Raw genomic sequence first — 12,886 nt, forward strand, 5'->3', positions numbered from 1 at the left:
GCGGTTTTGCAAAAGACGCAAATACAGAAGAACCTGAGGAAGGCTTTAACGTGAAAGAAATGATAATGCACCACGTTAAAGATGCGTACGGTATGCATATTATAGACTATAACGGTCACGCAATCTCCATTCCTCTTCCTGTTATTTTATGGACAGACAATGGTCTTACTACATTTATGTCTTCAGAGTTTCATCACGATTATCACGGTGAAGTTGTTGTAGAAAAAAATGGAGGGAAGTTTATTAACCTTCATGAAAAAGTGTATCAGTTAGACGCTGGTGCAGATTCTGTACAGTTAGACGAAGAAGGTCATGCTACAAATGCACAAATACCAATTGATATTTCTATAACACGAAATGTGTTTATGATGTTTATTTCGGTTATTGTTCTTCTCCTTATATTTATTACAGCAGCAAGAAAATACAGAAANTCTGATACTAATGTNCCNAGTGGTATTGCAAGTTTTGTAGAGCCATTAATCATTTTTGTACGNGATGAGATTGGTATCCCAATGATTGGTGAGCACAAGTACAAAAAATACATGCCTTTCTTATTAACGGTATTCTTCTTTATATGGATTAACAACATTTTTGGATTAATCCCTATTGCAAATGGAGCAAACCTTTCCGGTAACATTGCATTTACAGCTGTATTAGCAGGATTTACATTTATTATTACAACATTTAGTGGTAACAAAAATTACTGGCAACACATTTTCTGGATGCCAGGTGTACCAGTACCAATTAAAATATTCTTAATCCCTATTGAATTAATCGGGATGATTGTTAAGCCAGTTTCATTAGCTATACGTTTGTTTGCTAACATTACTGCAGGACACATTATTATCTTAAGTTTAATTTCTTTAATATTTATTTTCAACTCATTAGCTGTGGCACCAGTATCTGTAGCATTTGCATTGTTTATTAGTATTATCGAGATAATTGTAACAGCAATACAAGCTTACATATTTACAGTATTATCTGCGCTTTACTTTGGTATGGCTGTAGAGGATCACGATCACCATTAANAACGGAGTAACTTAATTAATTTTAAACTATATATTATGACTATTACAGGAATTGCAGCAATTGGAGCTGGTTTAGCAGCTATCGCAGCGGGAATCGGTATTGGTAAAATCGGTTCTTCAGCAATGGAGGCAATGGCTCGTCAGCCAGAGATGCACGGTAAGATTCAGTCTTCTGCACTTATCTTAGCAGCATTCGTTGAGGCGGTAGCACTATTNGGTGTTGTTGCATCACTTATCTAATTAAGGATTACAAAACTTCAACAGTAACGGTTGGTTGCTGTTGAAGTTAATTTTAGTTGAATTAATTATCTAATTATTATAAAATGGAATTATTAACACCTGGATTTGGACTTGTGGTTTGGACGGTTATTACCTTCCTTATCTTATTTTTCCTTTTAAAGAAATTTGCTTGGAAACCTATTTTAGGAGCAGTTCACGATAGAGAAACTTCTATTAAAAGTGCTTTAGACTCTGCAGAGGCTGCACGTCGTGAAATGGAAAACCTACAAGCAGACAATGAGCGTATTCTTCAAGAAGCACGTACAGAGCGTGACTCAATTATTAAAGAAGCACGTTCTATGAAAGATAAAATGATTGCAGACGCCTCTGATGAAGCTCAAGCTAAAGCAGATCAAATTATCAAGCAAGCACAAGCTGCTATCCTTTCAGAAAAACAAGCTGCTATTGCAGATATTAAAAACCAAGTTGCTAACTTGTCTATTGATATTGCAGAAAAAGTAGTTCGTGAAGAATTATCTAACAAAGAAAAACAAGCTAAGCTTGTTGAAGATATGTTAGGTGACGTTACTTTAAACTAATATAACATGGCAGCACCAAGAGCAGCACAACGTTACGCAAAAGCCATCTTAGATTTGGCTATTGACCAAAACAACGCAAAGGAAACTAACGAGAACATGAAGCTTGTTAGCAANACCATTGCTGCAAGTGATGACTTACAGCTTATGCTTACAAGTCCTGTAGTAAAATCTGCAGATAAGAAAGCAGTTTTAAGACAGGTTTTTAAAGACGGNAACGCTATCACTATTGGTCTTTTCGATATTCTTATTGAAAACAAGCGCGTAGACATATTACAAGATGTTGCAAAAAAATATACGTTTTTGTTCGACCAAATGAACAAAACAGAAGTTGCAACCGTTACTACTGCAGTACCTTTAACNAAAGAGCTAGAAGCAAAAGTTTTAGCAAAAGTTAAAGAGCTTACAGGAAATGACGTTTCTTTAGAAAATAAAATTGATGAAAGCATAATTGGTGGTTTCATCCTTCGTGTTGGAGATTTACAGTACAACGCGAGTATTGCAAACAAATTGAATACACTTAAACGTGAGTTTACAAACAACACTTACGTTTCAAAACTATAATTGATTTAAAGATTAAACAAAATGGCAGAAGTTAATCCAGCTGAAGTATCAGCAATACTTAAACAACAGCTTTCAGGTTTTGAAAACAAAGCCTCATTAGACGAAGTTGGTACCGTTTTAACCGTAGGTGATGGTATTGCTCGTGTATATGGTCTAAGCAACGCACAATATGGTGAATTGGTAGAGTTTGAAACTGGCCTTGAAGCTATCGTTTTAAACTTGGAGGAAGACAACGTTGGTGTGGTACTTTTAGGACCATCTGTTGGTATTTCTGAAGGNTCTACAGTAAAACGTACACAACGTATTGCATCTATTAAAGTAGGTGAAGGTATTGTTGGTCGTGTTGTAGATACTCTTGGTAATCCTATAGACGGTAAAGGCCCTATNGAAGGTGAAACTTTCGAAATGCCATTAGAGCGTAAAGCGCCAGGTGTTATTTATCGTGAGCCTGTAACAGAGCCATTACAAACTGGTATCAAATCTATTGATGCTATGGTGCCAATTGGCCGTGGACAACGTGAGCTTGTTATTGGTGACCGTCAAACAGGTAAAACTACCGTTTGTATNGANACGATTCTTAAANCAAAAAGAATTTTANGATNNNGGTGAGCCNGTATANTGTATTTATGTNGCNNTTGGTCAAAAAGCNTCTACNGTTGCAGGTATNGCNAANACNNTAGAAGANANAGGTGCNNTNGCTTATACNACTATTGTAGCNGCNAANGCATCAGATCCTGCNCCAATGCAGGTNTANGCACCATTTNCNGGAGCTGCNATNGGAGAGTACTTTAGAGATACNGGTCGTCCNGNNTTAATTATTTATGANGATTTATCTAAGCAAGCNGTNGCTTACCGTGAGGTNTCTTTATTATTACGTCGTCCACCNGGACGTGAGGCGTATCCNGGNGACGTTTTCTNCNTNCACTCAAGATTATTAGANCGTGCNGCAAAAGTNATNAANGATGACGGTATTGCAAGAGATATGAACGACTTACCAGACAGCTTAAAAGATAAGGTAAAAGGTGGTGGTTCTTTAACTGCTCTTCCTGTTATTGAAACTCAAGCAGGTGACGTTTCTGCATATATCCCAACAAACGTAATTTCTATTACAGATGGGCAGATATTCTTAACTTCAGATTTATTTAACTCTGGTGTACGTCCAGCAATTAACGTAGGTATTTCTGTATCTCGTGTTGGTGGTTCTGCACAGATTAAATCTATGAAGAAAGTTGCGGGTACATTAAAGCTTGACCAAGCACAGTTCCGTGAACTTGAAGCATTTGCTAAGTTTGGATCAGACCTAGATGCTGCAACCTTAAATGTAATTGAAAAAGGTAAACGTAACGTTGAGATTCTTAAGCAAGGTCAAAATGATCCTTACACTGTAGAAAATCAAATTGCAATCGTTTATGCTGGATCTAAGAACTTACTACGTAAGGTTCCTGTAAACAAAGTAAAAGAATTTGAAGTAGATTACTTAGAATACTTAAATGCTAAGCACAGAGATGTTTTAGATACACTTAAAGCTGGAAAACTAACAGAAGAAGTGACTAACACATTAGAAAAAGTTGCTGCAGAGCTTTCTAGTAAATACTAAATAGAACAAAGACATAGACTTTAGAGTATAGGTGCTCTAATAAGATCACCTATATTCTTTACTCTTTAATCTATACTCTTAATACGAATGGCAAACTTAAAAGAACTTAGAAATAGAATTACATCGGTAAGCTCAACGATGCAGATTACTAGTGCCATGAAAATGGTATCTGCTGCTAAGTTGAACAAAGCTCAGGACGCTATTACAAAAATGCGCCCTTACTCTAATAAGCTTACTGAATTATTACAAAGTCTAAGCGCTACTTTAGATGCAGATAGCGGAAGCGATTATGCAGAAGAGCGCCAGATAAATAAAGTGCTTATTGTTGCTATTTCATCTAACAGAGGATTAGCAGGAGCTTTTAATACCAACATTATTAAGAAAGTTAAATCTCTTACAGAAACTACATATAAAGGAATTTCTACAGAGGTTATAACTATTGGTAAGAAGGCTAATGATATCCTAAAGAAAACGCATACAGTTACAACAAACAACAACAGCCTTTTTGATGATTTATCATTTGAAAATGTTGCTGAAGTTGCTGAGGATTTAATGGCTAAATTTAAAAACCGTGAATACGATAAAATAGTTATCGTTTACAATAGTTTTAAAAATGCAGCTACGCAAATTGTAATGAATGAACAGTTTCTTCCATTAGTAGCAAAACAAAACGATGATGTTGATACGTCTAGCGTATCAGATTATATTTTTGAGCCTTCTAAAGAGGAAATAGTAAACGACTTAATTCCTAAGTCTTTAAAAATGCAATTGTATAAAGCTATGCGTGATTCTTTTGCTTCTGAGCACGGTGCACGTATGACTGCAATGCATAAGGCTACAGATAACGCTACAGAGCTTAGAGATAGCCTTAAATTGTCTTACAACAAAGCAAGACAAGCAAGTATTACAAATGAAATATTAGAAATTGTTGGTGGTGCAGAAGCATTGAATAACTAATAATTTTTATTCCTAATTAAAAAAGCTCCAAATAAAATTTGGAGCTTTTTTAATTATAATAATATGCTATTATTTGAATATCGTCATTAGCTGTGCCTAATTTAAACTGGATATTACCAGAACCACTTGCATTACCAACACTAACTTGAACTGCAAATAATGCTTTGTAAGTTCCTGCTGGCAAACGTACATAATCTGAACCTGTATTATGGAAACCATTTGCTTCACCTACTGTTCTGCTAGAGTTATTATAAAATTGTCCACTAAGACCAAGTAATGCTTCTGTACCAAGACAGTTTAGTAAATCTCCAAAAAGATTACAATTTACAGTAGCTGGGTTTATTGCATTACCATCTAAATCTTGAGTTACAAAACTGTTGTCAGAATCATCCACAAGATAAATTCCAGTTTGAATTATTCTAGCTCTTTGGTCACTAATTTTAAAGTTATTATTCTTTCGAATACTCCAAGATACAGAATAATTAATTTGGATGATTGCATCTCTTACTAAGGTAAATGTTGTGTTTAATGGCCTATTGGTTCTGGTAAAAGCAGAGCCTCCACCAGTTTGGTTAACTGTTACACCATTATCGTCTAAATAATTAGAGAAATCTAAAACAATTTCAACGCTAGGAGGTGACGTTGCTAAAGTTAAATCACCATTTCCATTAGCATAAACTCTAGTGCTATTTCCTATACCGAGGTTATTTACATTATTAGCAGCGCTCAATCCTTCAACTTTAATATTTGTAGTATCATCACCAGCGATATGTAAAGTCTCTTGCGGCGAAGTAGTATTAATACCAACTTGTGCACTCGAGAGCGTCGTTACTAATATAAATAGTAATAAAACTTTAAGTATGTGACTAGTGTTAAACATTAATTATAAAGTCTAATTTTGAGATAATCCTTTGAGCCTCCAAAACCAATACTAGTATAGGATGAGTTGCCGTCTTTGACAACACCGTAAAAGTAAATAGTATGATTTCCTGTTGGTAATGTAACATAGCCTTGACTATTAACATAAGCGTATCCAGCAACTCCACCAGAACTGGATGTATAATATATTCCTTTGATTCCATATTTCTTAGAGATTTCAGTAGCATTAAGACCATCACTATTGAGGTCTATTCTAAAAAATATTTCACCTGTTCTAGATTTAGCATCGGTAATTGGTGAAAGTGTATTTGATTTTAAATCATCTCCGGCAAACAACATTGTAACCGCATAGTTAACTTCTATTATTGATGGTTGTGGGATTGTAATTGCTTTAGTAATAATAATAGCTTCGTTTGAGGTAGATGCGAGGTCACTATTTATAACAGTACCTGTATTAAAATCTAAATTACTGGGATTATCAGGAATGAAATTATTTTCTTCTAACAAAAACACCAAAGGTGTATTGTATTGCGGGACCAATGTGAAATTTCCAAAACCATCAATAGATACTGGAGCAAGGTCAATTCCGTTATTAAAAGGGTTATTTATTGCATTTAAGCTTTCTATTCTAATTGTAGAAGTATCTCCTGCAATATGTAAATCTTGTTGAGGTTGAGTTGTACCTATTCCTACTTGAGCAAAACTTAACATTGGTAAAAATAAAAATGGAAGTAAGTATACATTCATTCTAATACATTCTAAATAGGAGTGAATCAATTCCAGAACCAAAAACAACACTCGTTGCTAAATAGCTATCGCCAGAAGAAACTTCGCCAAAAAAACGAATTGTATATGTTTGTGCTGCAGGTAATGAAACATAACCTCTACCTACATTATAATAAGTTTCATTTGACCCTGTATTACCAAAAGAAAATGAGGGTGTTCGATTTGTAAAATTCTTGGAGGCAATACCATATGTGGCACCACCTACAGTAAAGTAATTTGTAATTCGTCTTGAAAGATAATCTTCAATCTCATCACCTGCGGCATTAGAGTTTACTTCAAAGCTTATGTTATATTTTATTTCTAGAATAGTTGGCCTTGTAGTAGTGACGTTAAAAGAAAACACCTCTTCTGCTCCATTACCATCTGAGTTTGTGAATGGATTTAATGTAATAGTCGTTGTAGTTTGGATGGCATCTTCATCCTCACTAATGTAGAGTGTATTAAAATCTAATAAAAAGTCTCCATCTTCATTTATATAAAGTGGAAATGTATTATCACTTAAATTTCCGTTACCATCAAAATCACCTGAATTACTTGCATTATTAACTGCATTTAAACCGTCTAGTCTAATTGTGCTTGTTGTTCCTGCAATGTGAAGTGCTTGTTGGGGGTCGTTGGTGTTAATTCCTACGCCTTGTTGAGCAAAAAACATATAAGGAAACATAATTATAAAATACAAGTGTCTCATTACAAGACAAATATAACCTATCTTTATGTCCCTTTATGGCATTTCTTAATTAAATATCATTTATCGTTTAAGCACAATTAAAATCGACGAAAGGTAAAATTACGTTCTGTAAAATGATTTGAGAAGTTGACTAGTTAATCTTTTTAATAATATTTTAGAATATTATAATATTTAACCGCTTGTTTGAGTGTAAAAAAGTTAAATGGTAAAGTAATTATACTTTTTAATCTTCATTAAATAACAGCTTAATTATAAAATACATTTCATTTTATATTAATGTCTTCTCCAGTTAAACTCTCTCGTTTCGCCTTTTTTTCCTAGAGTATTAAATTTATAACTAAGTCCAAACATAACATAACGTTGTAATACTGTACTTTGTGTATCTTGAATATAATCTTGAGTAGCTGTTCGTCTTGTATTATTGTTTTGCTTTAAGATATCATACGCCTTAACAGAAGCAGTAAAAGCGTCGTTATAAAATGAGTATAAAAGTGAACTATTCCAGAACAGGATGCTTTTCTCAAATCCTTCAGCAACATCTGCATTGTAATTATAATCTACATCATTTACCCATTCAAGCTTTTTGAAGAACGTAGCTGTAGTAAAAAGGTTTATGGTATGTCTTACGTACTCTCTACCTTCAAACAGGTCTAAATTAAAGCTATTCTCTGTATAGTTAATTGTGTAAGATGGTCTAAACTCAAATTTATCTTTTAGTATATAGGCAATATTTACAGATGGCGAATACGTTACAGTTCTACTAGCATATTGTACTGCATTATTAAAGTTTACGTTTCTGTTGGCGTTTATGCTTCCTCTAAGCCCGTAACGTATGCTTTGTAATGAATCTACCTTCTTTTGTTTATTAACTCCTATGCTAAAATTTAAATTGTAATTACCATTTACATTGGTATACGTAGTGTTTCTTACAAAATTTTCATCAACAGTAGTTTGAGCTACCACACGATCATTAGTAAATGTGGCATTACCATAGCTGTAAACTCCAGATTGGGTTTTAAAATCGTAGGAGTTATATCCTAAATAAATATTATGATTGTTAGAAGGGCTTAGGTTTGGATTACCCTGTATAGTGTTTAGTGGATTAGACACATCTACAAAAGGAGATAGTTGATTTACGCTTGGAGCATCATTACGGAGCCTATAACTAATATAGGCTCTAGATTGTTTAGTAAAGTTATATCTAAAATTACTTGAAAGTGTTAGTGCATCAAAATTGTTTTCAAAATTAATGTCTCTTAATGCATCGTCACTTTCTAAAGTCCTATGTATATAACCAGCACTAAAACCGGCTCTTAGTTTATCGGTTTGGTATTGTAACCCTAACTCTGGTTCAGAACTGCTATTCTTATTTTCAAAATCTGTACTCTGTTCAAGATTAAAATCTGAATAGTTTTGGTTAGTGTCATTAAAGTCAAATACAGACTGGTTATCTTCTCTTGTATTTTGTTCGTAGGTATATTCAGCATTTAAGAATAGTTTTTTCTCTATTAAAGGAATTCTCCAATCTGCTGAGACCTGAAAACCATTGTCTGTATTTTCACCGTCTGTAAATTGATTTCTTGTAATTGTTTCTGGTGTGTCTCCAAAAACTTCGGTATTAGAAAACAAGAATCTTTCGTTTACATCCTTATTAATATTGTTTTCTACTCCTAACCTTACAAATCCACCTTTTTTACCATACTTCTTTGTAAAGTCTAACTCTCCTTGAAAGTTGGTGCCTGTTCTATCAGATTGTGTAGAGGCTTCAGATTGGTTTGTAAGTTCACCATCTATCGTTCTGCTTTCTTCATTAGAATCAAAGTTTGAAAGTCCTGTATTGTATGAAAATTCAGGTCTAAATAATATTACAAATGTTGAGTCTACTTCAGACCTAAATCTAGCATTAACTGTATGAGAATCTATATTACTGTCTGAACTTGATATAGAATTTGTAATAAACCTATTGTCTGGCAAAATGTTTTCACGCTGAGTAACTTCGTCATTATAAGAGTTAGATGCAGAGTAAAAATAATCTGTAGTAATGTCTGTTTTTTTCCATAATTCATTAGCAAAATTAACGCCTGCTGTTCTTGAGTTAGTAATACCTTGGCCACCACCAAAAGAACGCCCACCAACATTAAAACTGCCATTGCCGTTAAAGCTTACAGAACGCGTATTAGAAAAGAGCCTTTGTATTTCTCCAAAACTAAAACCTGGTGAGTTAATATTATTACCACCACCTAATACGCTAACTCGCAAATCGTTATCAAAATAATTTAAAAGTCCGGCATATTCAAAACGTTCATCGGTGCCTGCACCTGCAGCTACCCTACCAAAAATTCCTTTATTTTTATCTTCATCTATAGTAAGATTTATGGTTTTGTTGGTTTGCTCTCCATCTTCGCCGGTAAAAGCCTCAGAATCTGTTTTAGTATCTGTTACTTGTATTTTCTTGATAATATCCTTGGTTAGGTTTCTTGTTGCAATTGTAGGATCATTACCAAAAAAAGGTTTTCCATTAACTAATATCTTGTTTACTGGTTTCCCATTAACTTTTATGGTGCCATCTGGATCTACCTCAACACCTGGCAATTGTTTTAAAAGATCTTCAACGTTGGCATCTTTCTTAGTTTTAAACGACTTTACGTTAAACTCTAATGTGTCCTTTTTAATAGTAATTGGTGCGCGTGTAGCAGTAATTACAACGTCTGACAAAGATTCTGCCTGCAAACCAAGTGGAATGGTTCCTAGATCTATTTCTGATGAGTTTATCTTTACAACTTTAGAATAGCCAGCGTAGCCAGTAAAACTAATATTTACTCGCATTTCTGGTAAACTAGATTCTGTTTCTAATAAGAAAAGACCTGCTCTGTCTGAAATGGAATAGGTTATTAATGTACTATCTGAAACTTTTTCTGCAAAAACAGTTGCTGCTTCTAAAGGTGTTTTCGTAGTCTCATCTACTATTGTTCCTTTTATAGTAACACTTTGAGCAATAGATGTTATCGAAATGAAGAAGACTGCTAAAAATAAGTAAACGTTTTTCAAGAGTGTTGATTTTTAATTGATTGATGAATTGTCGACGAAAATAACCAAACAGACTATGTAAAACATAGTCTTAAATTATTTTTAAGTTTTTATTAACACAAATGCTCTTTTAGTTAGGTCTTATCATTGTTTTACAACGCTTTGGCACTTAATTTGTTTTGTACCTTTAAACTGAAAATCTCAATATTATGAAATTAGCTACTTTACTTTATGGTATTATTCCCTTAGTGTTTTTTTCCAGTTGTTCTTCAAGCCAGCAGTTACAAAACTTTGTGCTACAAGAACAGGTGCCTTTTGAAATAGTTGAATATTATTATCAAGATTGGCCTCAACATACAAGAACATCTCCTGCAGGAATACACGTTACCATAGTTTTAAAAGAGAATTTAAACTCTATTGAATTAAAAGAGGTTTTCTTTAGGGATAAACAAGTTGAATTAAAGCCTGAACTACGTGCGCCTACGGTATATGTAGGGAAGTTTCCTAAACAAACTGACCGTATCTTAAATGCCGATCCTGTAAAAGAATATGGAAATAAACCACCTCAATTTTCTAAAAATGGTTCTTTCAAATTGTCCTCTAATGACGCTATAATTTCCTACACAGAACGTGGTAAACTACTCTATTACAAACTAACAGACATTGAAGAACGCGGCACAAGGCAAGCTCCTAGAAATCTTAGGTAATTATTTTTTAAGAATTTGGAAGTTATCATCATCTACCTCAACAACCTCATAGGTCTCTGAAAACCACGCATAGTCTGTTTTATTTAGTTGCTTACTCATTGTTACACTAAAATTTTCTGAAACCCTTGCATTTGTAAGTGTTGCTCCTTTAAGCGATTTAACAGAGAATTCTGAGCCTCTAAGGTCTGTTAAACTTAAGTCTGCCTTTGTTAGATCTGCACGCTTGAAACTTGTGTTTTTAAGAATAGCTCCTTTAAAGTTAGTAGATTCCAGGTTTGCTAAATCTAAAACTGTATTTGTTAAATCTGCATATTTAAAATCTGCATTTTCAAAATCGTTCCCACTAAAATTTGAATTACTTAGGTCTGCATAAGACAGATTAATATTTAATAAATCCTCATTAATGATGGAAACGCCCACCATTTCTGCATAACTAAAATCTAATCGTTCTAATAAAGATCCGTTTAGTGACGTGTTAGAACTTAGCTTTAAACTTAAATCACTTTCAATTAAAGACAACAACAAATAGCCTCGTTCTGGACTTAGAACGCGTTCTGTAAGACTATCATTCTTTAAGTAACGATATGGCTTTAGCATTTTACTTAAAGCAATTAAACGACCTGTAGTTGGTTTAGAAATTCTGTTTGAAGGTGTTCTGTCTATTTCATCATTAACATCCTTAATCATGTTATCTAATAAAATAATGACATTGCCACGACGTTCTGCCTCTTGCAAATAGGTTTGTTGATCTAAACGAATATTCTGATTTTGAAATAATGTTTTCTGATCATCTATCAACGTGGTTTGCTTGGCAAGGTAATAGGTTTGAAAAATAAGTAAAACTGAAGGTAAAATTGCCGTAAGCACCAATAGGAAACCAACTCTAGTAAGCCTTAATACAACTGCAGAAAGTAAATTGGACAATGTTTCACGAGAAACACGACGGTCATCTCCTAATTCATTTAAAAAATCTTCGATTGAAGTTTTGAGCTTTACACCCAAAACCATACCTGAAGAACGTTTTAAAAAGCTCCACCCTAATTTTCTTCGTTTTCGCTTAGATTCTTTTTGAGACGCAAAGGTGTCTCTTAGCTTTTTGTTTTCAGCCTCTAACTGTTTAATCTTCTCTTCTTGAGTCATTATTAAATTTGCATTAAAGGCTTATTTTATACAATTAAAGCTTCATTTCTGGAACATCTCCATCTATAATGAGTGTACCTTCTGTTGCCTTTTGTATTTCATCTACACTAACGCCTGGCGCTCGTTCTAAAAGCTTGAAGCCTTCTTTAGTAACCTCTAACACTGCAAGGTTTGTAACCACCTTAGTTACACAACCAACTCCAGTTAACGGTAAGCTACAGCGTTTTAATAATTTAGAATCTCCAGCACGGTTAGTGTGCATCATTGCCACTATAATATTGTCTGCACTTGCCACAAGATCCATAGCTCCGCCCATTCCTTTTACCATTTTACCTGGTATTTTCCAGTTGGCAATATCTCCATTTTCTGCTACTTCCATAGCACCCAGAATTGTAAGGTCTACGTGTTGGCCTCTTATCATACTAAAGCTTGTAGCAGAGTCGAAAAAACTAGCGCCTGGCAAGGCTGTAATAGTTTGCTTACCAGCATTAATGACATCTGCATCTTCTTCACCATCAAAAGGGAATGGCCCCATTCCTAAAACACCATTCTCACTTTGAAACTCTACATCGATATCATCTCTAACAAAGTTTGCGACCAATGTTGGTATCCCAATGCCTAAGTTTACATAGTAACCATCCTTAACTTCTTTAGCTATGCGTTGTGCTATTCCATTTTTATCTAACATATACTCAATT

General features: G+C 34.2%; 12 protein-coding genes and 1 pseudogene. 7 read left to right on the forward strand and 6 right to left on the reverse strand.

The features are described from left to right. Positions 1–65 precede the first annotated feature (65 nt). The 6 genes and pseudogenes from atpB to atpG all read left to right on the forward strand — a co-directional run bounded on the left by atpB (position 66) and on the right by atpG (position 4,961). On the forward strand, positions 66–1,028 hold the full coding sequence (gene atpB, locus CL818_RS03975) for a F0F1 ATP synthase subunit A (protein ID WP_502692211.1): 963 nt from the start codon (positions 66–68) through the stop codon (positions 1,026–1,028). Between the two features lie 36 nt (positions 1,029–1,064). After that, positions 1,065–1,268, forward strand: coding sequence for an ATP synthase F0 subunit C (gene atpE, locus CL818_RS03980; protein ID WP_286971725.1), 204 nt, complete (start codon positions 1,065–1,067; stop codon positions 1,266–1,268). 83 nt (positions 1,269–1,351) lie between these two features. Beyond that, the gene (locus tag CL818_RS03985; RefSeq protein WP_013186376.1) at positions 1,352–1,846 is read left to right on the forward strand and encodes a F0F1 ATP synthase subunit B; all 495 of its coding nucleotides are present in this window, start codon (positions 1,352–1,354) and stop codon (positions 1,844–1,846) included. Positions 1,847–1,852: 6 nt separating this feature from the next. Then, positions 1,853–2,407: an ATP synthase F1 subunit delta gene (atpH, locus tag CL818_RS03990; RefSeq protein WP_286971730.1), complete on the forward strand. Its 555-nt coding sequence runs from the start codon at positions 1,853–1,855 to the stop codon at positions 2,405–2,407. A gap of 21 nt (positions 2,408–2,428) precedes the next feature. Then, positions 2,429–4,004: pseudogene (gene atpA, locus CL818_RS03995) on the forward strand (F0F1 ATP synthase subunit alpha). Between the two features lie 87 nt (positions 4,005–4,091). Continuing rightward, positions 4,092–4,961 (forward strand): ATP synthase F1 subunit gamma, encoded by an 870-nt coding sequence (gene atpG, locus CL818_RS04000; RefSeq protein WP_272972891.1) that lies wholly within the window; start codon positions 4,092–4,094, stop codon positions 4,959–4,961. A 49-nt stretch (positions 4,962–5,010) separates the two neighbouring features. Here the strand turns inward: atpG and CL818_RS04005 are convergent, their stop codons facing one another. The 4 genes from CL818_RS04005 to CL818_RS04020 form a co-directional block, all read right to left on the reverse strand. Beyond that, positions 5,011–5,841 (reverse strand): hypothetical protein, encoded by an 831-nt coding sequence (locus CL818_RS04005; protein ID WP_272972890.1) that lies wholly within the window; start codon positions 5,839–5,841, stop codon positions 5,011–5,013. Continuing rightward, positions 5,841–6,587 carry a hypothetical protein gene (locus CL818_RS04010; protein WP_272972889.1) on the reverse strand — a complete coding sequence of 249 codons (747 nt, stop codon included), beginning with the start codon at positions 6,585–6,587 and terminating at the stop codon, positions 5,841–5,843. The genes CL818_RS04005 and CL818_RS04010 overlap by 1 nt, the downstream gene beginning before the upstream one ends. Before the next feature lies 1 nt (position 6,588). Further along, positions 6,589–7,314: a hypothetical protein gene (locus tag CL818_RS04015; RefSeq protein ID WP_272972888.1), complete on the reverse strand. Its 726-nt coding sequence runs from the start codon at positions 7,312–7,314 to the stop codon at positions 6,589–6,591. A gap of 273 nt (positions 7,315–7,587) precedes the next feature. Beyond that, complete coding sequence (locus CL818_RS04020) at positions 7,588–10,362, reverse strand: outer membrane beta-barrel protein (RefSeq protein ID WP_272972887.1); 2,775 nt, start codon at positions 10,360–10,362, stop codon at positions 7,588–7,590. 188 nt (positions 10,363–10,550) lie between these two features. Here CL818_RS04020 and CL818_RS04025 point away from each other — a divergent pair, with 188 nt between their 5' ends. Next, on the forward strand, positions 10,551–11,048 hold the full coding sequence (locus tag CL818_RS04025; protein WP_272972886.1) for a hypothetical protein: 498 nt from the start codon (positions 10,551–10,553) through the stop codon (positions 11,046–11,048). Here CL818_RS04025 and CL818_RS04030 read toward each other — a convergent pair whose 3' ends face one another. After that, on the reverse strand, positions 11,049–12,188 hold the full coding sequence (locus tag CL818_RS04030) for a pentapeptide repeat-containing protein (protein WP_272972885.1): 1,140 nt from the start codon (positions 12,186–12,188) through the stop codon (positions 11,049–11,051). A gap of 34 nt (positions 12,189–12,222) precedes the next feature. Beyond that, positions 12,223–12,876 carry a 3-oxoacid CoA-transferase subunit B gene (locus tag CL818_RS04035; RefSeq protein WP_272972884.1) on the reverse strand — a complete coding sequence of 218 codons (654 nt, stop codon included), beginning with the start codon at positions 12,874–12,876 and terminating at the stop codon, positions 12,223–12,225. Positions 12,877–12,886 lie beyond the last annotated feature (10 nt).

This window comes from Croceibacter sp., assembly GCF_002716225.1.
Lineage (GTDB): Bacteria > Bacteroidota > Bacteroidia > Flavobacteriales > Flavobacteriaceae > Croceibacter > Croceibacter atlanticus.